Raw genomic sequence first — 24,571 nt, 5'->3', positions numbered from 1 at the left:
TGTTCTCGACCGATGTCGTGGCTTCTTGTCGGCGTGCAGCGTGGGACCTGGGCGTGAGCCGTTCAGGTGGCTATCAGTATAAGCAGAGAAAGAGATGAATTGGCAAGCGTTAGCGGAAATCGATGCACAGTCCGAGAATGGCCTCCACCTGTTGCAAAGTCCCATCACGCCGCCATTGCAGGCACTTTATGTAGCAGGTCCCTGCTGGTGGCATCTCGGGCGGCAAATTGGCCCACGTCTTTTGGTGGGTCGAGACCCATAGTATCGCGTTCAATATTTCGCGCGGATGCCTTGGTGTTTTTCCAAACCGCCTTGCTTCATCGAACCGGAAGAGGCTGGCGATACGGGCCCAGTCCGTGTCGCTCAGTGGTATGAATGCGGGCATATCATTCAATCGTCTTCTCTGCCGAGGGCTCCAATTCGGTTCCATCAAATATTGATCGCATCATCGACTTGCTTTTTCGGAATCGCGTGGGCCGTACCAGTTCCTCTGCTACGGCGTGCTCATGCCAACGGCTCATGCAACCACGGAGTTGTATCTCGCCCTCCGCGGTTCCACCATTGCCTCCGCAGCTTGCGCGAAAACATCGTAGGCAGCCGTAAATCCGACTTCCATCGGTGCCGGAGGATTCTGCCGTCGGAAATGGCTGGCTTGCCTGTCAGGATTTCCTTCGCTCGACGCGGCGATTGCCGACCGGCTCGAAGACTATTTCAAGGCGGCGGCACTGACGCCAGCCGAACCCACGATTGGGTTTCCCGGCCTCGAGCATCGACAGGCAAGCGCCGAGATCGGCAGTGCTCGTCATCACTGCGTTCGATGCGGTACATCGTCGGGGAACGGATACGGTGCGTGAGGACCCGGCCACTCTGGCGCGGGCGGTCCGCTCAACGCATTGCAACCAGTTAAGCCAAAGAGAACCATCCCGGCAAGCAAACCGGTCGCAATGCGACGCAGCATCGCTCGAGTGTCCATGTTGCACCTCCACGCACGTCACTGTCATGCGGTTGGATTTTCAATTGCCTCACAGGTTGCGCTGCGATGGCTTGCGCATCGTCATGCGCACGCGGGCGAAAGTGTGGCAAACAGCTCCGGCCCCTCCCCGGTTGGCTGCAAGACGCGCGCGGTTCGCTCATCCGGAACACCGCGACCGCGCCGTCGAGCGCCCGCCTGCTCCTCCAACGACGCCGCCGCAGCAGCAGTCTGCTCGACGAGCGCGGCATTCTGCTGGGTCGCCTTGTCCATGTGCGTGACCGCGCGGCTGATCTGCTCGAGTCGTATTGCGGAACATGCCTCTCCCTCGCGTGCTGAAATGAAAAAGCGGCCGCGGATAAGTCCGCGACCGCGAGCCGGAGAACATTGTTGAAACGGATGCGCTGCGAGGCCGTGTTCCCGATCAGAATCGGGTGCGCACACCCGTGGTCAGTTCGAGCTGGTTGGTCGCGCCGAACGTGCTGCCTACCGTATAGCCGCCATGCAGCCTCATATAGTCGCCGGCCAGATACACTTCAGTGCGCTTGGACAGGTGATAGAACGCCGACCAGTACAGGGTTTCCTTGTAACCGTTGTGCAAGCCCGAGGTCGGATCGAAGGCGCCGATGTTCGCGTTCGGAATGTCGCCGTCGGCGTTGTACGCGGCATTCTTCACCCGCATCTGCTGATAGCCGAGCTGGTAATCGAGCGGCCCCTTCGGCGACAGCTTGAGCGACACGGTCCAGGCATTATCCTGACGCTGACCCAGCGCGCCCTGATTGCCGAGGTAACGGAAGTAGCCGGCGTTGGCGCGCAGAATACCGAACGTATAGTTGCCGCCGACCGAGAACGACTGGTTCGTGTTGCCCTCGCGGTTCACGTGGCTATAGAAGCCCGACACATTGAACGGGCCGCCGTTATAGCCCAGCGCAACCTGATAATTCGCGTTGGTGCCGAAACTCGTCTGGTTGCCGAACGCGTAACCCGCACTCGCGAAGATGCCATTGCTGAACAGCTTCTTCCACGCGACGCCGTTTTCATAACGCGTCCCGGTCGCGCTTGCCGCGTAGAAAATCATCTGCTTGAAGTTGTTGGCGTTGGTCCAGCCGCCCTCTTCCGTCGTCAGCCGCGCATTGCCGTACGGATCGCCATAGATCGCCGCCGCATCGCGCGCGATGGTGTTCTGAAAGCCTGCGGTAATTTTGCCGAACGTGTCGTTCTCGATACCGACCCACGCATCGCGGTCAAAGAGCTGACCAGGATCTTCCATCTGACCGTTGGCGACAACGTATTCGCTCTCCAGTCGGAAGATGATCTTCGAACCGCCGCCAATGTCTTCGGCGCCCCTCAGGCCCCAGCGGCTGCCGCTAAACCACGGCTCGCCCCCAATGCCCATGCCGATGACGTGATTCCCGTTGGCATCCGCGTGGGACTGGTAAGTCGGCACGCTCAGATCCATCAGCCCGTAAAGTTGCACGCTCGACTGCGCGTGCGCGCCGCTCGCCCCGAGTGCGCTGACCGCGACCGCCAGCGAAAGATATTTCGTCTTCAAGATGTCTCCTCAAACTACTGCGTTGAAATTGTGTTTTCCCTGCGCACGGTTGCGTCCGTCTCAAGGTCCCTGCAACCGGTTCGGTATGCGAATGTCGGCGATGCTAGTTATCCCAATCCTTCACGCTCCTTTCCCGTGTCATTTATGCAACTCAGTGGCTCTACTGATATACGCGACGACGCTTGAACCAATTATTCCCAGTCCTGTTTCGACATGACGAACTCGTTCGTATACGGCAATGACGAAACACGCTTAACTTCGCTTGCATCGATGGCGGGATTGTCGGAGCGCCGACCCTTCCCCCGGCTTTCACGGCCAGGAGCTGCATTTAGGGGATTTCCATGAAACGGCCTGCGTATCCGCGCAAGCACGACAGCGTTGCAATCAGCAAGACTCCGCGTAGACGACAAATTCAGCGGCCACCGGATTGGCTCATGGAAAACCCCCATCGGAACGTGCCATGGCTGAAAGCGTTCAGAAGGTTCCGCGCTCCTAGAATTGCAGCATCGATCGCGGTGATCCCATCGTGCTTTCAATGCCGGAACGCGATGCTGGACGAGCCCACGCAATCACAATGCTCACCCCTGTACCTGACGACGCGCATGCCGCGATAGCCGCAACATGACTAACGATGGCATCGAACACCACCTGATTCGCGGTGTGACGTCGCAGTGCAAGCTCTTCCGGCCAGGCGACTGGGCCGAGCGCCTTGCGGGAGTCGTTGCACTGTTCGTAGGCGAACGCTGCGCAGGCAACCCTATAGCCAGCACACGGCTTGCGATGCCGGTTGTGGAGCAGGACATCAAATGCCTACGCATCTCGAACGAACTGCGGCGTATCTGTCCGGACGGATTTGATTTTGTGATGCGCTTCGCGAGCGACAACGACCTGAGTGTCGATATCTGCCGCGCGCTCGACGATAAGCCCGGACGAGATCCGCAACCTGAGCGGCAGACAAACGGAAGCAAGGCAAAGGATCGGATGAATGAGTTGGCGGTTCCAACTGCCGCTACCGTCGCTACAGAGTCAAGCGGCTGATGCGACCGCCAGGAGAAGGCTGATGGAGACACTCACTGGAGTACGTTACACCTACGCGTGTGCAGCATGCGGATACCACGGGAGCGTAGTTCGTCCGGACACGTCACATGCGAGAAAGCTGGCCATTTGCGCGCGGTGCGACGGACAGGTGTGGCTCAGCGTTGATGACGCAACCGCCCGGGAGCAAGTTTCAGAAGTCTTTTCGGCGCGAAGACTATCGGCACACCCAAGACGCGGATGATGCAGAAGCTCTGCATCGCAAACAATTCCGAGTTGATCCGTTGTTCGATCCGGCATCGCGTAATGCCCGGGTAAGCGCGCGGGCGCCTTTTAGCCCGGGGCGATTTGTCATTCCGGTTCCGTTCACTCATCGGATACCACTTCGACTGTATCGAAACGCGAGGCCGGCATACATCGCCGGCGCCAAATCAAGGAGTCTATTTTGTCCGTCACCTCACCGACGCCGAAGCACTCACCGGCGGCGGCCGCGCAGCGGTCCGACAATGCCACCCGATTCTGGCCCGAAGGCTGGTGGAAGCTGATGGAATACAGAATCGGCATCATCCCGCTGCCGGTTTATTTCATTCTGCTCGCGCTAATCACCGGATTCGCAGTGACGGGCAAGATCCCGGGCGAGATCTCGATGGCGATCGCCGTGCTGGCGTTCTTCGGCTTTACCTGCGCGGAACTTGGCAAGCGCCTGCCGCTTCTGCGCAATATCGGCGCGGCCGCGATCTGCGCGACGTTCGTGCCTTCCGCACTGACTTACTATCACCTGTTGCCCAAGCCAATTCTCGGCCTCACGACCGAGTTCACGAAGCAGAGCAATTTCCTTTATCTGTTCATCGCGTCGATCATCGTCGGCAGTATTCTCAGCATGGACCGGCGTGTGCTGATCAAGGGCTTTCTCAAGATCTTCGTACCGCTCGCGCTGGGTTCGCTGGCCGCATGCGTGGTTGGTGTCGCGGTTGGCTCGGCATTCGGACTCGGCGTGCGTCATACGCTGCTGTATATCGTCGTGCCGATCATGGCGGGGGGTGTCGGTGAAGGCGCTATTCCGCTGTCGGTCGGCTATTCGGAAATCATGCATCTGCCGCAGGGCGAGCTGTTTGCACAAGTGTTGCCCCCGGTGATGCTCGGCAGCCTCACCGCCATCGTGCTCGCCGGCGCGCTAGACATGCTCGGCAAGCGCTTTCCCCACCTCACCGGCGAGGGCCGCCTGCAACCCGGAGAGACAGACGAAATGGACCCTGAAGAGGAGGAGATTCGCGGTCATATCGACGTGACGCATATCGCGGCGGCCGGCATCACGGCGATCACGCTGTACCTGCTTGGCTTGATGTGCCGCAACCTCTTCGGTCTGCCCGCGCCGGTTGCAATGCTGTTCCTCGCGGTGCTGGTCAAGCTGGCGCGCGCGGTCTCGCCGCAGTTGCAGGAAGGCGCATTCGTCGTCTACAAGTTCTTTTCGACCGCGGTGACGTATCCGCTGCTGTTCGCGATCGGCGTCGCCATGACCCCATGGGACAAGTTGATCGCTGCGTTCACGTTGGCCAATATCGTGACGATCGTCGCGACCGTGGCAACACTGATGGGCACCGGCTTCCTGGTTGCGCGCCGGCTCAAGCTCTACCCGATCGATACGGCGATCGTGAATGCATGCCATAGCGGCCAGGGCGGCACAGGCGACGTCGCGATCCTGACCGCGGCGAACCGGATGCAACTGATGCCCTTCGCGCAGATCGCCACGCGAATCGGCGGCGCTATCGTCGTCACGCTGACGCTGATCGTGCTCGCGCATATCGGATGACGCGTTATTGGTCATGGCTGCGCGATGGTCGCGCAACGCGCATCGCGCAGCGTCGCGCAGACTAGAACGGTCATGGAAAACTAACGGCTCAACTAGCCGCGCACATCCCTGCCGAGATACGCGGCGACCGCGCCTGTCACCGCGAAGCCAGGCAATTCCTGCGGCGACGCCAGATGCGCGGCGACGATCTCGCGATGATCCAGCCGCAGTTCGGGTAGGTGATCGACGCGCATTTCGAAGAAATGCACCCGGTCCCTTCGCCCGTCCCACTCGCCGGCCACGCTGCCTGCCGGGACTAACGGGTGAAACGCAAGCCCGATCTCCTCGGCCATCTCGCGCAGCGCCGCGGCAGCAGGTGTCTCACCGGCCCGGACGCTGCCGCCCGGGAACCCCCATTCGGCCCGGTACGATGACTTCAGCAGCAACAGCGACTGACCGACATAGATAGCGACTAGCGCGCCCTCATGGCGAGGCCGCCGCAAGTGCCACCACGCGCGGGCGAGCGGAAATCCGACGCGAAACGCGATGCGCCACGCAGAGTCGATCAGCGCAGTGAGCCGCGTGCGCTCAAAGTTCGGCATCGGGCCCGTCCTTTCCTGTCATTGTCAAAAGATCTCCGGATTGTACGTGCCGGCTCCCACAAGACGCTTTCGACTTAGAATCGCTGCGTGCGTCGGTCCAGCCGCCAGATTCGATTTCAGTTGGCTCGGAAATCCAGCGCGTCGTCGACTTCGATGCCGCGGCACTCGTTTATGCTTCACACCTGGTAATGGCCTATAAACAGTTGGGCGACCCTGAGGCCTGGCGCGCGCGCTTGCCGGGGCCGTCTGGCTGAAGCGATCATCTGCGGTAACCCATTGGACGGAGATATGACGATGTCGGCGATGGCAAAGCTTCGAGGATTCGTTGTAGCACTAGCGCTGCTTGGCTCGGCAGCGCACGCGCAGACCACCGACTTCTGGGGAACGCGTCTTCCCGATCAGCCGACGCAGTTCATTTTCGGCTACGGATCGCTCATCAACACGCCATCGCGCGCCGCCACGGCCGGCAAGCCGGTTGCGGCGATTCCGGTGCGCGTGTCGGCGGCGTTCGGCTATGTGCGCAGCTGGAGCGACCGCGCAACCTCCGGGTTCACGGCGCTCGGCCTGCGGCGTCCGTTCGACGGCGAGACGCCGATGACGATCAATGGAGTGATTTATCCCGTTGCCGGCAACGACATGTCCGCGTTCGACGAGCGCGAGAAGGGGTACGTGCGCGTCGAGGTGCCGCGGGCGCTTATCGAGGCGGTGTCGTGGCAGCCGCTGCCGACGCTGGGAACCGTCTGGGTCTACGTGCCGAAGGCCGAGGGCAAAGCGCCGGGAGAAGGGCTTCCGGTGCCTGACGCGAAATTCCCGCTCGTCGAGTCGTATATCGATGTTGTTATCGAGGGCGCGCTCGAGTACGGGCCGCAATTCGCGCGCGAGGTCATCGAGACGACCCGGGACTGGAGTCCCTACTGGCTGGACGATCGCACGCTCGCACGCCGGCCATGGGTGTTCAACAAACAATATGCGCAGGTCGATGCACTGCTCGCGGCCTCGGCACCGTGCTTCGCGCAGCGGGCGTTCTCCGAGGACTATGCCGCCGCGATCGCCAAACGCAAAAGCCCTGTGTGCAGTCTGGTGAATCACGGTCGCTAGACCGGGCGCCGCGATCCGGGCATCAATGCGTCCAAATTGATGAAACACAAAGCGTTGCCAGCACAACGCGCGCGTTCCGCCCGCATCGCGGCGCGCCTTGATATCGATATATGACTTCGTTCGTTTGAGCCGCCGGCGAGCGGCAATAGAATGAGTCGCTCCATCATCGTCGCGTCCCTGCGCACACGCAGGACCAAGCTCGCCCATGCCCCGCCCCATCCATCTGAATCTGTTCATTCACGGCCGCGGTCATCACGAAGCGGGTTGGCGGCATCCGGGCGCGACGCGTAAGGCGCTGACCGACATCACCTATTTCGCCGATCTTGCGAAGCGCGCCGAGGCGGGCTGCTTCGATTCGATCTTCTTCGCCGATGCCCTCGAACTCGGCGACGGTGCCCGCCACGTCGCGAGCGGCGCACTCGAGCCGATCACGGCACTTGCCGCGCTCGCGCGCGAAACGACCCGCATCGGCCTGATTGCGACGGCATCGACGACCTACACGGAGCCGTTCAATCTGGCGCGCCAGTTTGCGTCGCTCGATCATATTTCGGGCGGGCGCATTGGCTGGAACATCGTCACGTCGTGGGTCGGAGGCGCCGGCCCGAATTTCGGCTACGAGCGCGCGCCCGAGCATGCCGAGCGCTACGCGCGCGCCGACGAATACGTGGGCGTCGTCAAGGCGCTGTGGGACAGCTGGGCCGACGACGCGATCATCGACGACCCGCAAACCGGACGCTTCCTCGATCGGGAACGGGTGCGGCGCATCGACTGGAAAGGCAGTTTTTATCGCGTCGCCGGTCCGCTCAATCTGCCGCGCCCGCCGCAAGGACGGCCGGTGCTCGTGCAGGCGGGCTCGTCGGCGACGGGTAAGGCGTTTGCCGCCCGTCATGCGGAAGCGGTCTTCACCGCGCATCTGAGCAAGGCATCAGCGGCGGATTTCTACACCGAACTCAAGCAAGGCGCGATTGCCGCCGGCCGACGTGCGGACGACATCGTGATCCTTCCCGGTCTGAGCGCGGCGATTGGCCCGACCGATGCGCAAGGTCACACGCTGCTCGAAGAACTCAATGCGCTGACCGATATCGAAGTCGGCCTAAGCCGGTTGTCGAACCGCTTCGGCGGGTACGACTTCTCCGCATTGCCGCTCGATCAGCCGCTTTCACGCGACGACTTCCCCGACCCTGCGACGGTGCAGGCCGCACAAAGCCGCGCCGCCGTCATCACCGATCTCGTCGCGCGCGAACGGCCGACGCTGCGCGGGCTGCTACGCCAGCTCGCTGGCGCGCGCGGCCACTTCACGGTGGCGGGTTCGCCGGAGCGCATCGCGGACGTCATCGAAGACTGGATCGAGAGCCGCGCGGCCGATGGCTTCAACGTCATGCCGCCCGTGCTGCCGGCACAGCTCGATATCTTCGTCGATCACGTCGTGCCGATCCTGCAAAAGCGCGGCCTGTTCCGACGCGAATACGAAGCCGATACGCTGCGCGGCCATTACGGATTCGGCCGGCCCGCCAACCCGTATTTCCAGAACTGAAACCATGCGTCCACTCCGCGGCTTGTGGTGGCGAACGTTCGCGGCGTTCGTCGTCTGTTTTGGCTGTCAGGTCCCGGCTCACGCCGACCCCGCCTGGCCCGCGACCATCAACATCGGCATCCAGAAAGGCGATCCGCTCGTCGCGTTGCGTGCATCCGGCGAACTCGAAAAGGCTTTTGCGCAACACGGTGTCGCGGTCAAGTGGATGGAGTTCGTCTATGGCGCGCCGCTCGTCGAAGCGATCAACACCGGTGACGTCGACGTCGGCGCGGTAGGCGCGACGCCGCCTATCCTCGCGCAGGCGGGCGCCGCGCCGGGCGTTGTCTACGTCGCGTCCGCGCCGCGCATGCAAAAGAGCTACGGGCTGATCGTGCCGGCGAATTCGCCCGCGCGGCGGATCGAAGATCTGAAGGGCAAGAAGATCGCGTTCGCGAAGGGCTCGCAAGGACATCTGTTCGTGCTGAAGGCGCTCGCCGACGCGGGACTGCCGGCGACGGCGGTGCAGTTCGTCTATCTGAACTACAGCGACGCGCGCGCCGCGTTCGAGCGCGGCTTCATCGATGCGTGGGCGGTGCCGGACCCGCGCTATGCCGATACGGAACTCGCGACGGGCGCGCGCACGATTCTGTCGATCGGGCAATTGTCGGTGCCGCAGTACGGCTTCTACATCGGCTCGCGCGAGTACGCGCAGCGTTATCCCGCCGCGTTGCGTCTGCTGTTCGATGTGCTCGACCGGCAAACGGCGCTTGAACTGGCGCATCCCGCGCAGACGGCGCAATTCCTGTCGCAGAACACGGGTGTTCGGCTGGAAATCTGGACGCGGGCGCTGCCGCGGCTCGAATGGGGCGTCCACTATCCGCTCACCGACGAAGTCGTCAAGGCTCAGCAGGACTGCGCCGATCTCGCTTATCGGGAGCATGTGATCCCGCGCAAAATCGATGTACGCGAAGCCATCGTCGATATCCGGTAGATCTCGATCCGCCATGTCGATATCCGCCTTCCGCCCGATCTGTCGCGACTTCTCGAACGAATCTCGATAGCCTTTCAGGCATCGCAAGCGCGGCTGCGGACGCCGCGGCACGTATCTTGCGGGTCGTTTCCGCAATGTGACCGCGAACCTGTCATGAATGAATCCTTCTTCGAGCCGGGACGCAACTGTGAGAGCGTGCGTCATGCGAATCGCTTCACCCTGCTGATCGACGGAGCCGATTATTTCCGCGTGCTGCGCGAGGCGATCGCGCGCGCTGAGCGCACGGTGTTCATCCTCGGCTGGGATATCGACAGCCGCATGAAGCTCACGCCCGAAGGTTCGAACGATGGCTTTCCCGAAGCGCTCGGCGACTTTCTGCACGCAGTCGCCGCGCAAAAGCGCCTGCTGCGCGTCTACATTCTCGCGTGGGACTTCGCGATGCTCTACGCGTTCGAGCGCGAATGGCTGCCGGTGTTCAAGATGGGTTGGCGCACGCACCGGCGCATCGCGTTTCAGATGGACGGCAAGCATCCGTTAGGCGGCTCGCACCACCAGAAGATTGTCGTAATCGATGATTGTCTCGCGTTCGTCGGCGGACTCGATCTCACGCGTTCGCGCTGGGACACGCAACAGCATCGGGCCGATGATCCGCTGCGCCGCGATGCAAACGGCGCACGGTATCAGCCGTCTCACGATGTCCATTCGATGTTCGATGGCGAGGCCGCGCGCGAAATCGGCATGCTTGCGCGCGAGCGGTGGGCACGCGCGTGCAAGAGACAGCATGCAATCCACACTCAACCCGTGCCGCCGACGCAGGACCCGTGGCCGCCGTCGCGCAGCGTAGAGCTGGAAAATGTCGACATTGCGATCTCGCTCACCGAGCCCGCATACCTGGGCCGCGAGAGCAAGCAGCAAATCCGCACCCAGTATCTCGATGCGATCGCGCGTGCGCGCCGCAGCATTTACATCGAGAACCAGTACTTCACGTCGGCATCGATTGGCGCGGCGCTGAGCGAATCGCTCGCGCGAGAGGATGGTCCGGAGCTGACGATCGTCGTGCCTCGCAATCAGACCGGCTGGCTGCAAAAAGTGACGATGGGCGTGCTGCGCGCGCGCCTGCACGGCATTCTCAAGGCCGCGGACAAGTACGGCCGTTATCGCCTGCTGAGTCCCGACGTACCGGGCTTGGGCGAATCCATCGTCAACGTGCACAGCAAGCTGATGATCGTCGACGACGAATTGCTGATCGTCGGTTCCGCGAACCTGAACAATCGCTCGATGGTGCTCGACAGCGAGTGCAATGTATCGATCGATGCGGGTGCCGATGCACGCATCCGCCGTGCGATCGCGAAGATGCGCGATACTTTGCTCGCCGAGCATCTCGGCTGCGAAGTCGCGGACTTCGTGCGCGAGCGCGATGCGCGCGGCAGCGTGACAGAGGCGATTCATGCGTTGCAGCGCGATCGCACGAAGCATCGAACGCTCGTCGATCTCGATCCGCAGGTCTCGCCCGAACTCGATCAACTGATTCCGCCAGATGCGCTGATCGATCCCGAAACACCCATCGCCGCGAACGAGCTCATCGATCAGTTCGTGCCCGCCGAGAAGGCGCGGCCGCTGATTGGACGATATGCGTTGCTCGGCGTGCTCGCGTTGCTGGTCGTCGGGCTCGCGGCGGCGTGGCACTGGTCGCCGCTCGCCAGCTACCTCAACCTGAAATCATTCGCGAATGCGACGCGGCAGATCGAGGCGCTGCCGCTTGCGCCGCTGTGGATCGTGCTCGCCTATGTCGCGGCGGCCGTCGTCTCCGCGCCCGTGACCTTGCTGATCGCGACGATGGGAGTCGTGTTCGGCGCGGCGTGGGGCGGCCTGTATGCGTTCATCGGCACCACCGTGGCCGCTGCGACGTCGTTCTGGATAGGCCACCGGCTCGGTCGCGATGCGGTGCGCAAACTCGCGGGCGCACGCGTGAACCGGCTGTCGGAGCGTGTGGCGAAGCGCGGAATCGTCGCGGTCGTCGTGTTGCGGCTCCTGCCGGTCGCGCCGTTCGCGATCGTCAATCTCGTTGCAGGTGCATCACACGTGCGCATGCGCGACTTCATCATCGGCACGATGCTCGGCATGGGTCCGGGCATCTTCCTGACGGTTGCATTCGCGCATCAGTTGGTCGCTTCGTTGCGGCGTCCGACAGCCGGCTCGTTCGCCGTCCTGATCGGCATTGGCGCGGTGCTGATCGGATTGTCGGTGCTGTTGCAGCGCTTTCTCGGCAGATCGGGCACGAGCGACACGCACGAAGGCGCCCCGAGCGATGCTGACAAGCCGCGCGCCAGCGATGAAGCCAAACGCGCGCAGCGTTTGCGCGAGCACAGCGGGATGCCTCGCGATGCCGCGGGCAAAACGTCATCACGATGTCAGGACGAGGCCAGCTCATGACCCTGATGCACGAGCCTGGCATCGAGCGGCCACGGATCACGCTTGCGCGCGAACGCGAACTGCGCATCGGGACTTACAACCTGCATGGCGCGGTGGGGATCGACGGCAAGTTCGCGCCGGAGCGCATTGGCGAGGTGCTCGCTGAAATCGATGCGGATATCCTCGCTCTGCAGGAAGTGCCATTGGGCGGCGCGAGTTCGCCCGATGTGCTTGCCGTGCTGCAACGCATGACGAGCCTGGAAGCCGTCTCCGGCCCAACATTAGACACGCCCGCGCGACGCTTTGGCAACGCCGTGCTGACGCGCTATCCGGTGCGCGCGGTGCGCACGCTAGACCTGTCTTTCAGGAGCCGCGAGCCGCGCGGCGCGCTGGACGCCGATATCGATTGCAACGGCGACCTGTGGCGCGTCGTAGCGACGCATCTGGGCCTTGCCTCCAGCGAACGGCGCGCGCAGGTGGAGCAGGTGTTGCAGAGCTTCGACACGCCCGCGCTGCCCGTCATCCTGCTCGGCGATCTGAACGAGTGGTTCGTGTACGGCCGTACACTCAGGCGGCTCGTCACACATTTTCATCGCGCGACCGCGTTGCGTACGTTTCCTACGCGCTTTCCGCTGTTCGCGCTGGATCGCATCTGGGTGCATCCTGGCGAACGGCTGTTGCGTGTCGTCGTGCATCGCACGCCGCTTTCGCGAATCGCGTCGGATCACTATCCGTTGATCGCGCATATCAGCGCGTCGGTCAATGAATGATCCGCGCGCGGCTCCCCGCTATTTGTGCAACTCGCTGCGCAACGTCGCCACGTCGTTGGCGGTGATGGGCTGCGCATTGTTGCCCCAGGCGCCGCGGATGTACGTCAACACCTGGGCGATCTCGACGTCGGCGAGGGTCGTCGCGAACGCCGGCATCGACTGACGCGGTGGGCCGCTTTGCGTCGTCGGACTGTTGCCGCCTTCGATCAGCAGCCGGATCAGCGAAGTCGTATCTTCCGCGATCACCGAAGGGTTGCCGGCGAGCGCGGGAAACGCGTTCGGCACGCCGCGTCCGTCCGCGTGATGACAGCTCGCGCAGAACGACCGGTAGACGTTGAAGCCGACGCTCAGCGAGTCGGCCACGCGGCTGCCGTTCGCACTCGAACGCGCGGGATCGGCGCCGTCCGTATAGGTGCCCGACGGCCGCTGGGCCGGCAGCGACTTCAGGTAATGCGCGATCGCGTGCAGGTCCTCGTCGGTCAGATATTGCGAGCTGTCCTCGACCTGTTCGACCATGCTGCCGTACGCGACGACGCCCGCGCCGTGGCCGGTCTTCAGGAACGCGGCAATGTCCGCGGCGGAGAGACGGCCCAGTCCCGAGCCCATGTCGCCGGTCAGGTTGGGCGCGAACCAGTGATCGTTGACGCCGCCCGCCAGATAGTGGCTCGACGACTCGTCAAGGCCGCTTTCCTGATAGAACATGCCGCGCGGCGTATGACATGCGCCGCAATGTCCCGCGCCTTGCACCAGATAAGCACCGCGATTCCAGATCGCGTCGCTTTGCGGGCGCGGCACGTATGGCTTCGATGGCACGAATACCATCTGCCAGAAGCGCAGCGCCCAGCGCTGGTTGAACGGAAACGCGACGTCCGAGCGCGGCGTCGGTTTCGCGATCGGCGCGACGCCGTGCAGCATGTACTCGTATAGCGCGTGCACGTCCTCGTCGCTGAGCTTCGAGAATGACACGTATGGCATCGCCGGATAGAGCCGCTTGCCGCCGCGTGCGACACCTTCGCGCAGAACGCGCTCGAAGTCTTCGTAGGTGTAGCGGCCGATGCCGTACTGCGGGTCCGGCGTGATATTGCTCGACACGATCGTGCCGAACGGCGAACCCATGCCAAGGCCGCCCGCGTACGGCGCGCCGCCCTGCGGCGCGGTGTGGCAGCCGGCGCAGTCGGCGGCTTTCGCCAGGTACTCGCCACGCGCGAGCCGGGACGGATCGAAGCTCGCCGCGCCGCCCGAAGCCGGCGCGTCAGTGCTCGCCGCCGCCGCATCCGTCGCGGCCGCCCCTCCGCCGAATGCGATCGCCAGCAGCCCAACGCCCACCGCCAGCAACGCACCCGCTGCCGCCGCTCGCACCACCGTGCGCCTTCGCATCATCGCGCGCCCTCCCCGCGGGCGCGCGCCGCGTCGTGCGTGAAAGCCGGCTGCCGGTCTGCGCGGCTCAGCCAGCGCGCCGCGACGAGCAGCCCGCCGGTCAGATAGGCCAGCGCGCCCGGCACCCACATGATCAGTCCGCCCAGTTGCTGATCGTGCAGAGGATCGATGCCCAACGCCGCGCACGGCTCGACATACGATGGATACCATAGGCCCGGCGCGAGCGTGATCAGCGCGCCGAGCGCACTGGTGTGAACCATCGTCGTGAACAGCGACAGCATCGCGTGTCCGCCATTGCCGCGGCGCGCGCCGTCGCCCGTCACGGTCCACCAGAAGAGCAGCGCACTGAGCAAAAAACTGGCGTGCTGCAACGTATGCACGGAGCGATGCGCAAGCGCGGCGTCGAACAACGTCGGCGCATGCCACCCCCACAGAGCGACCGCGTGCAGCGCCCACGCGACGAGCGGCGCGCTCAGGCAGCGCCACGCACGCGCAACCGGGCGAGCGCGCACCGCCCGCCCGAGCGCCAGACGCGCGCGCCGGGGCAGCGCCCACATCCATACGGCGAGCGGACGCCCGGCCACGCACAGGGGCGCCGCGATCAGCATCATCGATTCGTGCTGCACCATATGCGCGGAAAACAGCGCGCCGGACAACGTATCGAGCGGCGACATCAACGCGAGCACGAGTGCGCTCCAGCCGCTGGCGAAGGCCAGCAGATGCAGCCTGCGCGAGCCGGCGCCGCGCCGCTGCGCGCGCGAGCGTCGCTGCAGCCGCGCATAGCCGATCAGATACCCGCCGATGCTGAGCGCCATCAACGCAACGACCCACGGCTCGAAGCTCCAGCCGAACGACAGGGTCGAACGATCAACGGACGACAGTTCATGCGCGGTAGCCGCCGTGCCGGGCAGCCAGGCCGCGCATGCGAACCAGCGAAGTTGCCTTCTCATCGGCAAGCGGGCAGCAGCCATTGCGGAAACCACATCGCGAGTTGCACGAGCGCGGACAGCGCACCGACGATCATCGCCATCAGCGCGAAAAAACCGGCGCGCGCGGCGCGCGGAGCATACGCTGGCGCGCCGCGCGATCGTTCGGCACGCCAGCGGCCGTAGGCGAGCCACGTGGCAAGCGCGCAGAACGCGAACGCGGCCGCGCTGACCGCATGCATCGGCCACGCGGCGCCGCTCGCGCAGGCGAGCCGGATCAGCGCATAGTCGACGCTCTGTGTGGCGAGCACCGCCGTGGGTGCCGCGAGCAAACCTAGCCAGATGTCCATCGGCACCTCACGAATCAGCCGTGCATGCGCGGCGCCAGGTACAGCACCGCATAGATCGGCAGCCAGCTCAACACGACGAAGTACCAGTAGATCGCGTTCTCGCTGGTGTCGAGCAGCCGTTTGCCTTCGAATGGACCGATCTTCAGCAACAGCGCGAGCACCGCGGTATCGACGGTATCGGTCACGAGGTGCGTGGTATGCAGCCCGAGCAGCAACCAGACGATCGACCCGTAAGCGTTCGCGTACCACATCACGTTCAGCGCCGTGAACTCGAAGCCGCGCAGCACGAGGAAAGCCAGCGCGAATGCGAGACAAACGCTGAGCCACAGGCATGCGCGAGCCCGTTCGCCACGCTCCGCCGCGCGCTTTGCGAGCTGGTTCGGCACGAGGCTCAGCAACAGGACCACCGTGTTCAGCGTGCCCCACAGCAGCGCGGGCGGCGGCGCGTGCATCGGCCACGCCGCGTTCACGCCGCGCAGATAGAAGTACATCGCGACCGCGATCGCGAACACGGTGCCTTCGATCGCCATCAGACCCGCGGTCGCCCACCACATCAGGCTGCGATGGCTGAAGTCGAAGCTCGGCAGCGCGCGCACGTCGAGGGTCGAGACGGCGCGCGCCGGCGCATCATCCGACCCGGCGAGCGCGCGGATGTGCGGCGCTTCGTGGTGCGCTGCACCGGCGCGCGGCGACGGCCAGCGCTCCAGCGCGCGCGCCAGCGCATTACTCGCCCGCGTCGGCCAGAACCACACGATCATCGCCGCGGCGACCGGGACGGTGCCCCACCATACGGCCGTCGGTGTGAAAATCGAGCCTATGAAGAAGATCGTCGTCGCGACAGCGCTCACAAACGGCCAGATCGACGGCGTCGGAAACAGCGGGCGGGTTTCGGCAATCGCATCGAGCGCGCTCGTCGTCAGCACCTCGCGCGCGCCGGCAGTGAGGCCCGACACCGACGCCGGCTGCTGCGTCGGCTCCCACAGCGGATGGCGGCCATGCACGATCGGCAGCACGTCGAAGTTGTGCGGCGGCGGCGGGCTCGGTACGTTCCATTCGAGCGTGCCGCCGCCCCACGGATCGGCCGGCGCAGCGGCGCCCCGCCGGCGGCTGCGTACCACGTTGACGAGGAACAGCAGGACGCCGACGCCCATCAGATACGCGCCGAGCGTCGCCCCCAGATTCATCGTTCCCCAGCCGAGCCCGGCGGGATAAGTCCAGATGCGCCGCGTCATCCCATGCAGTCCAAGCCAGTGCATCGGGAAGAAGGTCACGTTAAAGCCGATGAAGAACAGCCAGAAGTGCCAGCGCCCGAGGCGCTCCCCGAGCATGCGTCCGGTGATCTTGGGAAACCAGTAGTAGAACGCGCCGAACAGCGGAAACACCGCGCCGCCGATCAGCACGTAGTGCAGATGCGCGACCACGAAGTAAGTATCGTGCACCTGCAGATCCAGCGAGACGGAGCCGAGCATGATGCCGGTCATGCCGCCCAGCACGAGAATGAAGAAGAACGCGAGCACGAACAGCATCGGCGCGCGGAGCCTGAGCTTGCCGGTCAATAGCGTCGCGAGCCAGCAATAGATCTGGATGCCCGACGGTACCGCGATCAGCACGCTCGCCGCCGTAAAGAAACTCTTGCCCAGTTCGGGCACCGTGGTCGCGAACATGTGATGCACCCAAAGTCCGAACGCAAGGAATCCGGTCGCGATCAGCGCGAGCACCATCGCCGGATAGCCGACCACCGGCCGGCGCGAAAACGTCTCGATGATCGACGACATGAAGCCGAGCGCCGGAATGAAGATCAGGTACACCTCCGGGTGTCCGAAGAACCAGAAAAGGTGTTGCCACAGCAGCACGTCGCCGCCGAGCGACGGGTTGTAAAACTGCGTGCTCACCAGCCGGTCCAGGATCAGCGCCGTGCTTGCGAGCATGATGGCAGGCATGGCGAACAGCACCATGAACTGCGTGACGAGCGTCGCCCACGCGAACAAAGGCAACCGGTTCAGCGACATGCCGGGCGCGCGCATCTTCAGAATGGTCGCGATCAGTACGATCGCTTCGAGCAGCGCGGACAGCTCGGTGAACGTGATCATCTGCGCCCAGATGTCGGAGCCCTTTCCGGTCGCATAGTCCGGGCCCGCCAGCGGCACGTAGCTGAACCAGCCCGAGCGCGGCCCCGCACCGATCGCGAACGCGATGTAGAGCGTCAGTCCGCCGAACAGGAACACCCAGTACGCGTACGCGTTCATACGCGGAAATGCGACGCTGCGCGCACCGATCATCAGCGGAATCAGGTAGCCGGCGACCGCCTGCATCACCGGCACGGCGAACAGGAACATCATCGTCGTGCCGTGCATCGTGAACAGCTGGTCGTAGAGGTCGGGACCGACGAGGCGGTTGTTCGGTCGCGCGAGTTGCGTGCGCATCGCGAGCGCGAGCAAGCCTGCCAGCAGGAAGAACGCGAACGTCGTGACGATGAACCGCCGCGCGATCGTTTTATGGTTGATCGCTGAGAACCAGCCAATCACGCCCGGCGGATCGCGCCACGTGTCGGCGAGCAGCGCGCGCGTGTCGGCGGGCGCGTCGGGTCCGTCCTTGATCGCAAGGTCGACGTGCAAGACGGGCGGGCGTTCGAGCGTGCTCATCGTAGCGTTCCGAGCCAGGCGACCAGCGCTTGCCGGTCGGATGCGGCGAGCGGCACGGTCGGCATCGTCGTGCCCGGCTTCGTCGCGTTCGGGTCGCGGATCCACGCCGCGAGGTTCTCCTGCGTGTTCGGCAGAACGCCTGCCGCGATCGTCCGCCGGCTCATCAGGTGCGTCAGGTCTGGGCCGAGCGTGCCCCGCGCCGACGTGCCCCGCACCGTATGGCAGTTCGCACAGCTGGACTGCTCGAAGATCCGCAGACCGCGTTGCACGAGCGCACTGGACGGACTGAGCGCCTCGGTCACGGCGGGCGTGGCCTGCTGTGCGCGCCACTGCGCGTATTTTTCGGGCGTGTCGGCGGTCACGAACATTGCCATCCATGCATGCTGGGCGCCGCAATATTCGGCGCACTGGCCGCGATAAATGCCGGGTTGATCGACGCGGAATTCGATCGTCGAATCGATGCCCGGCAGCATGTCCTTCTTGCCGTGCAAATTCGGCATCCAGAAGCTGTGGATTACATCGGTCGTCTTCAGCGCGATGATCACCGGGCGTCCCGCGGGCACGTGAAATTCGTTCGCGGTCGAAAACCCCGGCTGCTGGGCATCGCCGGGATAGTCGACTTTCCACCACCACTGCTCGCCGGTGACTTGGAGGTGCAACGCGTTGTCGACGGGTAAGCGTGACAGTGCGCGATCCGTCAACACGTCGGCGACGATCAGCCCGAGCAACAGCGCGACCGAGGCGATACTGACTGCGGCTACCACGCGTTGCGGTCCGCGTTCGCTCGGGCTAGCGAGCGGCGGGTGCTGGTCCCCTTCTGTATTGGTGCCTCTGTCGGTCCGGCGCACCAGTGCAATCAACACCGCTAATAGAACAGCGGCGAATACCGCTCCGCATACGATCAACGACAGGTTCCACAGCCGCACGATGTGCGCGGCCTGGATGCCGGCCGGATGCAGCGCATCCTGTGGCGAAGGCTGTGCGCGAGCTGCTTCGGCCACGCAGCAAGCGAGCGCAGCCGTGAGCTTTCGCGCATCGAGCGAGTTGGAATGAGGAGCCATGGTCAGATGGGTCCAGCGATATCGACGGTCCCGCGACGGAGAATCAGTTGAGCCGGATTTCTCATGCTCGAATGCTAGTCAAGGCACCAGCTTCACCTTGATCCAACCAGGCTCCCGCCGGTCGAACTCGCGGTACGCCGCGATTGCATCGACTAGCGGCTCGCGCTGGGTCAACACCGCGAGCGGATCGAAGGTGCCGTTGCGTACGAGTTCGATCAACCGCGGCGTCACCGCGCGATGGTTGCAGTTGCCCATGCGCAGCACCAGGTTGCGGTTCATCGCCTCGCCGATCGGAAACACCCGATCGGTCGGCGGATATACACCGATGATCGCCACCGTGCCCGCCTTCGCGACGGCGCGCACTGCCCACTGCAATACCTGCGACGGACCACTGCCGGGCTGCCAGTTGTCCCCGTCGGGCCTCGTTTGCGGCGCGATCTCCCTGACCTCCTGATCGAACTGCTTCTGCTCGCCCTTCGCTTTCTGTGCGGCGGGTCCGTGCTCCGCGCGCACCGCATCGACGCCGACCGCGTCGATCACGCGGTCCACGCCGATGCCACCGGTCAGTTGCAGGATCATGTCGACCGGGTCTTCGTCGTCGAAGTTGATCACTTCGGCCCCTTGTGCGCACGCCATGTCGAGCCGGGAAGCAACGCGATCGACCACCAACACCCGGCCCGCGCCCATCAGCTTCGCGCTCGCGATCGCGAATTGCCCGACAGGTCCCGCGCCGAACACCGCGACCGTATCGCCGGTATGAATGCCCGCCAGTTGTGCGCCGAAATAGCCGGTCGGAAAAATATCCGACAGCATGATTGCGCGGTCGTCGTCGATCTCGTCGGGCAACCGGATCAGGCTCGCGTTCGCGAGCGGCGCGCGCGCGAACTGTGCCTGCAAACCCTGAAACGGCCCAGTCGATTTCGGACCGCCAAAAAATGCGGTGCCGGCCGCCGGCCCATGCGGATTCGCGGTATCGCATTGGGCGGTATAACCGGCGCGGCAATACGAGCAGAAACCGCACGAGATCGTTGAAGGGATCAGCACGCGGTCGCCCTGACGCAGATTGCGCACCGAGCGCCCTACTTCCTCGACGATGCCGAGTCCCTCGTGCCCGAGGATCGTACCGGGCTCCATCTCGCCGAGCGTGCCGCGCACCATGTGCAGGTCCGTGCCGCAAATCGCGCTCGACGTGAGTCGCACGAGCGCGTCGCTCGGCTGCTGCAATTGCGGGTCCGGCACGTTGTCGAGCCGGATATCGCCGATCCCATGAAAAACGACTGCCTTCATCATTCACCTCCGATGCTCGATGGCGTTAGCGTCCGTCAGATCCTGTCCGACCGCGCGACTGCCCGGTGTTCTCGTGGTTCCGCGCGCAGCGACGACTTCCGCTTCGCCGGATGGGGAATCCGTTGTGCGGTCATTCATGCGGTTCCTGGATCGACCAGGTTCCCCCGTCGAGCAAACCCCATACCGAGCCACTCGTCGCGCCGCTCGTTCCGATCTGCCGCACGGTCCGGGGATTGCCCATGTCACGTCAGCAGGTACGAGCACGGCGCGAGCCCGCCCGTGTCCCCGTCGAGGTACGGTGGTTGCTACGTCGCTGGCTGACTAGCTGCACCCCAGGCCAACCGGCGTTCCCGATCTTCATGACTGACACCGACACCACGCGCGACATGTCTGCTCGTCTGAACGCGATGCGCAGGACGCTGCGTGAGGTGTTCGGCATCAGCCGGCTGCGCCCCGGCCAACGGGAGATCGTCCGCAGCGTGCTCGAACAGCGCGACACGCTCGCGGTGATGCCCACGGGGGCCGGCAAATCGCTGTGCTACCAGTTGCCGGCGTTGCACCTCGACGGTTGGACGCTCGTCGTATCGCCGCTGATCGCACTGATGAAAGACCAGTTCGACAAGCTGCGCGAGGCCGGCATCGACGCCTGGCGGATCAATAGCGCGGTGCCGGCTGCCGAGCTGCGCGAGACTTACGACGCGTTGTGCGGCATGCGCCGCGGTATCGTGTTCGTCACGCCCGAGCAGCTGACGCGGTCCGAGCTGCTCGACGCATTGCAGGCGGGCTCGCGCCAGCGCATCAAGCTCGTGGTCGTCGATGAGGCGCACTGCGTATCGCAGTGGGGCCACGATTTTCGCCCGGCGTTCCTGCGCATCGTCGATGCGGTCAACGCGCTCGGCAGGCCGCCGATCCTCGCGCTGACCGCGACGGCGACGCCCGACATCCGCGAGGACATCGTGCGCTCGCTCGGGCTTCACGAGCCGCGCATCGTGAACACCGGTGTGTATCGCGACCACCTTCACTATCGAGTGACGCAGGTGTCGGTGGGTGGCGGTCGACAGCGGGCATCGACGCGCGCGAGAGAGGCGAAGACGGCCGCGTTGCGTACGCTGCTCGCGAGCGGATCCGGCCGAGGCATCGTCTACACGGCGACCGTGCGCGAAGCCGAACGACTCGCGGCGACGGTGCGCAGCTGGGAAGTTGCCGCCGCCTGCTATCACGGCCGCATGTCCGCACGCGAGCGGCACGATGCGCAGGAGCGTTTCGTGTCGGGCGACGTGCGCGTGATGATCGCAACCAACGCGTTCGGGATGGGCGTCGATATTCCCGATATCCGCTTCGTCGTCCATTACCAGATTCCCGGCAGCATCGATGCGTATTACCAGGAAAGCGGACGCGCGGGACGCGACGGCAAGGTTGCGCGCTGCGAGCTGCTATTCGATCTGAACGATCGGCGCGTGCAGCAGTTTCTCGCGCTGGGCCGCTATCCCGATGCTGCGCTGCTGCGGCGGATCTGCGACGCGCTCGCGCAGCGCGCGAAAGCGCCCGCTCCTGGCGTGACCGCGCGCGAGCTGCTCGACGCGGTGCCGGACGTGGGCCGCAACAAGCTCGCCGTGGCGCTGAAGATGCTGACCGACTCGGGGCACGTATCGCGCAGCCGCCTACAGCGGTATCGGCTACGCGAGCGCGGCCCCGGGCGTGGACGCGATAGCGCCGAGGACAGCGCGATCGAGGCCGCGGTCGAACGCTATGCGCAGCTCGCGACCCGCGATCGAGATGCACTCCAGCAGATCATCGATTACGCGCAAACCGGCGGCTGCCGATGGCGCGTGATGCTCGAATATTTCGGCGATGCGCAGGGATTCGAGCGTTGCGGCACTTGCGACAACTGCCTGAACCCGCTCACAGCGACGCTCGAAGCGCAACGAACCGCCGCCGACGATAAACGGCCGCCGCGCCACGCCAGCACAAAGGCGCGCTTCGGCCGCGGCGACGCAGTCCGCGTGCGCAAATACGGCTCGGGCCACGTGGTGTTTTCAACCGACGAGCAGGTCGCGGTGCTGTTTCCCGATGGCACGACCCGCACCTTCATGGCGAGGTTCGTGAAGGCCGAGCTCGAGTGATGGGCGGCAACGCGACGGACAGTTCTACAGGCGAGACGCTGTGCGCATCATCATTGGCCGCCCTTTTCCTGCGATGGCTTCACTTCGGACAGGTCTTCTTCTTTGACTTCTGCTTGCCGCACGTTCGTGCCGTCATCGCCGGATTCGGAAATGTCCGTTTCGAACGTGCCTTCGTTGCCCGTGTCGGCGTCGGCAGGTTTCGGCGTTTTCGGCTGTTGTTGCTGGGTCGTCATGATTTGCTCCTTGCAGTGTCACACGGCGCGTGATGCCGCGCGTGAACATCACTCAGCATGGACGATGCCCGGGAGCACAAGACGTTTCATCGCCACGAAGTTCGCACTCACAAGCAGGCGCGAATTGCCTGTCGTGTGCGCCAGATAGGAACTCGTATGGGCCGTACCGGATTCGAACCAGTAACCAACGGATTAAAAGTCCGCTGCTCTACCAATTGAGCTAACGGCCCGGCGAGCCAGATCGTCACCCGCTGCGGGGTAATCCTGGCGTCGGTGCTAGCCGATGTCGATGGCTCGTTCAGTCGGTACGCACTTCGATGCGGCGCGGTCGCGCTTCGTCGCGGCGCGGTATCGTCAGCTTCAATACGCCGTCCTTCAGATTGGCTTCGATTTTCGACGCATCGAAGTCGGCGCTCATCGAGAACGCCCGCGCGAAATGCGGCTGACGGATCTCCGCATGCTGCAGACGCAGTTCCGCCGGGGTCGGCACCATCGCCTCGGCTTCGATGTACAGGTTGCCATCGTGGACCTTGACCTCCAGCCGCTCCCTCGTCACGCCCGGCAGATCCGCCCACAGCGTGATGCCGTGGCTGTCCTCGAAGATGTCGACCGGCGGCGTCAACGTGATCCGGCGTTGCGACGCCTCACCGTCGCGCTGGGTCACCGCTGTTTGCTCCTTTCTGGCGAGTTCAGTCGTGTCGTTCATGATGTCCTCCGTAGTTCTGTCGGTGCTCACTGAACGGTGATCGCGCGCGGCTTCGACGCCTCGCTTTTGCCGATGCTCACCATCAGGCATCCATTGGTGTACCGCGCGCTCACCTTGCCAGGGTCCGCGTTTTGCGGAAGCTCGACCACGCGCCGGAAACTGCCGGCGAATCGCTCCTGTGCATAGGTGCGCGCATCGTCGCCGCGGGTTTCCGGTTGCGAGCTCGCGCGCTCGCCGCTGATGGTCAGCAAGCCCTTGTCTAGCGATACTTCGAGCCTGGCCGGATCGACCCCCGGCGCGAACGCGACGACCTCGATCGAGTCGTCGGTCGAACCGATGTTGATCTGCGGGAAGGCGCCGGCGCGGCCCGAACGGATACTGGAAGGGAAGCCGCCGAAGAGGCTCGCCATCTGCCGTTGCAGACGGTCGAACTCGCTGAACAGATCGGCCCCGAAGTAAAGGTCACTCATGATCGTTTCCTCCTTGGATGCAGCACGGAAACGAACCGGCCTACGCGCTCCAGTCCGTCTGCCGGGCTGCGGCAAACAAATCGAAACACGCAGCGCGCCGCATGGCGGGCGCGACTGCCTGAGCGGAATTTAGAATAGTATGCACGGGGAAAATTTCAAGGTGGGTGGCGCAAAATTTTGATCTTGAATTCGGCTCAGTGCGCACTATTTTTACGACACTCGGACGAACCATGCGAGGACTTCATGGAATTCGAACATGACTGGCTCACCCTTGGTCGGCACCGAATCCGGTTGCGCTCAACGAAGGGTTTTCCAACCGAGACGATGCGCTCGGCCGCCGAAGTCATCCGGCTGGCGATCGATAACAATATGAGCGCCCGGGCGCGGCTGGTCGAAGTGGTATTCCGGCAGGAGTCGGCTTACGAAATCTCTGTCGGCACCACTTTCGCGGACGATCGGCTTTGCATGCCGCAGCTGGAAGCGGCGATCGCGACGGTGTTGGGCTTGCAGCTGGACCAGATCAATATCTTCGTGACGGTGGTTACGCAGGAAGAGGTCGACCTGCACTTCGGCGTCTACGAAAGAATGCTGGCCGAAAAACTCGGCGTTGTGCCGCCGATCCAGTAGGGAGAGATGGATGATTGAGCCAATCGAATTTCTCACC

General features: G+C 64.1%; 21 protein-coding genes, 1 tRNA gene and 1 pseudogene. 9 read left to right on the top strand and 14 right to left on the bottom strand.

Annotated elements, in window-relative coordinates; genetic code table 11:
* Positions 1-109: 109 nt before the first annotated feature.
* The 3 genes from VSR82_RS17885 to VSR82_RS17875 all read right to left on the bottom strand — a co-directional run bounded on the left by VSR82_RS17885 (position 110) and on the right by VSR82_RS17875 (position 2,522).
* Positions 110-385, bottom strand: a complete 276-nt coding sequence (locus VSR82_RS17885) for a transposase (RefSeq protein ID WP_498857981.1) — start codon at positions 383-385, stop codon at positions 110-112.
* Between the two features lie 669 nt (positions 386-1,054).
* Positions 1,055-1,243 (bottom strand): hypothetical protein, encoded by a 189-nt coding sequence (locus tag VSR82_RS17880; RefSeq protein ID WP_429462390.1) that lies wholly within the window; start codon positions 1,241-1,243, stop codon positions 1,055-1,057.
* A 151-nt stretch (positions 1,244-1,394) separates the two neighbouring features.
* Positions 1,395-2,522, bottom strand: coding sequence for a porin (locus VSR82_RS17875; protein ID WP_368586401.1), 1,128 nt, complete (start codon positions 2,520-2,522; stop codon positions 1,395-1,397).
* Positions 2,523-3,143: 621 nt separating this feature from the next.
* On the opposite strand from VSR82_RS17875, the pseudogene VSR82_RS17870 reads away from it, so the two are divergent.
* Together VSR82_RS17870 and VSR82_RS17865 are read left to right on the top strand one after the other, a co-directional pair.
* Positions 3,144-3,425 (top strand): annotated as a pseudogene (locus tag VSR82_RS17870) (DUF3579 domain-containing protein); the annotation flags it as partial.
* Between the two features lie 577 nt (positions 3,426-4,002).
* A complete protein-coding gene (locus VSR82_RS17865; protein ID WP_429462392.1) occupies positions 4,003-5,367 on the top strand; it encodes a 2-hydroxycarboxylate transporter family protein in 1,365 nt (454 codons plus the stop codon).
* Positions 5,368-5,459: 92 nt separating this feature from the next.
* On the opposite strand, the gene VSR82_RS17860 is transcribed toward VSR82_RS17865, so the two are convergent.
* The gene (locus VSR82_RS17860) at positions 5,460-5,948 is read right to left on the bottom strand and encodes an NUDIX domain-containing protein (protein WP_410851717.1); all 489 of its coding nucleotides are present in this window, start codon (positions 5,946-5,948) and stop codon (positions 5,460-5,462) included.
* A 294-nt stretch (positions 5,949-6,242) separates the two neighbouring features.
* On the opposite strand from VSR82_RS17860, the gene VSR82_RS17855 reads away from it, so the two are divergent.
* From VSR82_RS17855 to VSR82_RS17835, 5 genes are all read left to right on the top strand, one after another.
* Positions 6,243-7,046, top strand: coding sequence for a gamma-glutamylcyclotransferase family protein (locus VSR82_RS17855; RefSeq protein ID WP_429462394.1), 804 nt, complete (start codon positions 6,243-6,245; stop codon positions 7,044-7,046).
* A gap of 205 nt (positions 7,047-7,251) precedes the next feature.
* Complete coding sequence (locus VSR82_RS17850; protein WP_498857968.1) at positions 7,252-8,580, top strand: LLM class flavin-dependent oxidoreductase; 1,329 nt, start codon at positions 7,252-7,254, stop codon at positions 8,578-8,580.
* Positions 8,581-8,584: 4 nt separating this feature from the next.
* A complete protein-coding gene (locus VSR82_RS17845; RefSeq protein WP_429462398.1) occupies positions 8,585-9,550 on the top strand; it encodes an aliphatic sulfonate ABC transporter substrate-binding protein in 966 nt (321 codons plus the stop codon).
* A 153-nt stretch (positions 9,551-9,703) separates the two neighbouring features.
* A complete protein-coding gene (locus VSR82_RS17840) occupies positions 9,704-11,983 on the top strand; it encodes a VTT domain-containing protein (protein WP_429462400.1) in 2,280 nt (759 codons plus the stop codon).
* Entirely contained in the window at positions 11,980-12,732 is a 753-nt protein-coding gene (locus tag VSR82_RS17835; protein ID WP_410851722.1) for an endonuclease/exonuclease/phosphatase family protein, read from the top strand. The genes VSR82_RS17840 and VSR82_RS17835 overlap by 4 nt, the downstream gene beginning before the upstream one ends.
* Positions 12,733-12,750: 18 nt before the next feature.
* On the opposite strand, the gene VSR82_RS17830 is transcribed toward VSR82_RS17835, so the two are convergent.
* The 6 genes from VSR82_RS17830 to VSR82_RS17805 form a co-directional block, all read right to left on the bottom strand.
* Positions 12,751-14,112, bottom strand: coding sequence for a c-type cytochrome (locus VSR82_RS17830; RefSeq protein WP_368586408.1), 1,362 nt, complete (start codon positions 14,110-14,112; stop codon positions 12,751-12,753).
* Positions 14,109-15,059 carry a cytochrome c oxidase assembly protein gene (locus VSR82_RS17825; RefSeq protein ID WP_429462403.1) on the bottom strand — a complete coding sequence of 317 codons (951 nt, stop codon included), beginning with the start codon at positions 15,057-15,059 and terminating at the stop codon, positions 14,109-14,111. The genes VSR82_RS17830 and VSR82_RS17825 overlap by 4 nt, the downstream gene beginning before the upstream one ends.
* Entirely contained in the window at positions 15,056-15,385 is a 330-nt protein-coding gene (locus tag VSR82_RS17820; protein ID WP_176122875.1) for a hypothetical protein, read from the bottom strand. Before VSR82_RS17820 ends, VSR82_RS17825 begins: the two co-directional genes overlap by 4 nt.
* 14 nt (positions 15,386-15,399) lie before the next feature.
* Positions 15,400-18,027 (bottom strand): cytochrome c oxidase subunit I, encoded by a 2,628-nt coding sequence (ctaD, locus tag VSR82_RS17815; RefSeq protein WP_429462405.1) that lies wholly within the window; start codon positions 18,025-18,027, stop codon positions 15,400-15,402.
* Entirely contained in the window at positions 18,024-19,088 is a 1,065-nt protein-coding gene (gene coxB, locus VSR82_RS17810; protein WP_429462407.1) for a cytochrome c oxidase subunit II, read from the bottom strand. The genes ctaD and coxB overlap by 4 nt, the downstream gene beginning before the upstream one ends.
* Before the next feature lie 78 nt (positions 19,089-19,166).
* Positions 19,167-20,375, bottom strand: coding sequence for a zinc-dependent alcohol dehydrogenase (locus tag VSR82_RS17805; RefSeq protein WP_429462409.1), 1,209 nt, complete (start codon positions 20,373-20,375; stop codon positions 19,167-19,169).
* Between the two features lie 359 nt (positions 20,376-20,734).
* On the opposite strand from VSR82_RS17805, the gene VSR82_RS17800 reads away from it, so the two are divergent.
* On the top strand, positions 20,735-22,498 hold the full coding sequence (locus VSR82_RS17800) for a RecQ family ATP-dependent DNA helicase (RefSeq protein WP_429462411.1): 1,764 nt from the start codon (positions 20,735-20,737) through the stop codon (positions 22,496-22,498).
* Between the two features lie 50 nt (positions 22,499-22,548).
* Here VSR82_RS17800 and VSR82_RS17795 read toward each other — a convergent pair whose 3' ends face one another.
* From VSR82_RS17795 to VSR82_RS17780, 4 genes are all read right to left on the bottom strand, one after another.
* A complete protein-coding gene (locus VSR82_RS17795) occupies positions 22,549-22,731 on the bottom strand; it encodes a hypothetical protein (RefSeq protein ID WP_368592935.1) in 183 nt (60 codons plus the stop codon).
* Positions 22,732-22,888: 157 nt separating this feature from the next.
* A tRNA-Lys gene (locus VSR82_RS17790) sits at positions 22,889-22,961 on the bottom strand.
* A 68-nt stretch (positions 22,962-23,029) separates the two neighbouring features.
* Entirely contained in the window at positions 23,030-23,437 is a 408-nt protein-coding gene (locus VSR82_RS17785; protein ID WP_429462414.1) for an Hsp20/alpha crystallin family protein, read from the bottom strand.
* Positions 23,438-23,463: 26 nt separating this feature from the next.
* Positions 23,464-23,907 (bottom strand): Hsp20/alpha crystallin family protein, encoded by a 444-nt coding sequence (locus tag VSR82_RS17780; protein ID WP_368586415.1) that lies wholly within the window; start codon positions 23,905-23,907, stop codon positions 23,464-23,466.
* 243 nt (positions 23,908-24,150) lie between these two features.
* On the opposite strand from VSR82_RS17780, the gene VSR82_RS17775 reads away from it, so the two are divergent.
* Positions 24,151-24,534, top strand: a complete 384-nt coding sequence (locus tag VSR82_RS17775) for a hypothetical protein (protein ID WP_498857967.1) — start codon at positions 24,151-24,153, stop codon at positions 24,532-24,534.
* The last annotated feature ends 37 nt before the right edge of the window (positions 24,535-24,571 follow it).

It is taken from the genome of Burkholderia sp. JPY481 (genome assembly GCF_038900515.1).
Classification (GTDB): Bacteria; Pseudomonadota; Gammaproteobacteria; order Burkholderiales; family Burkholderiaceae; genus Paraburkholderia; species Paraburkholderia youngii.
This window is presented reverse-complemented; position numbering and strand designations above follow the sequence as displayed.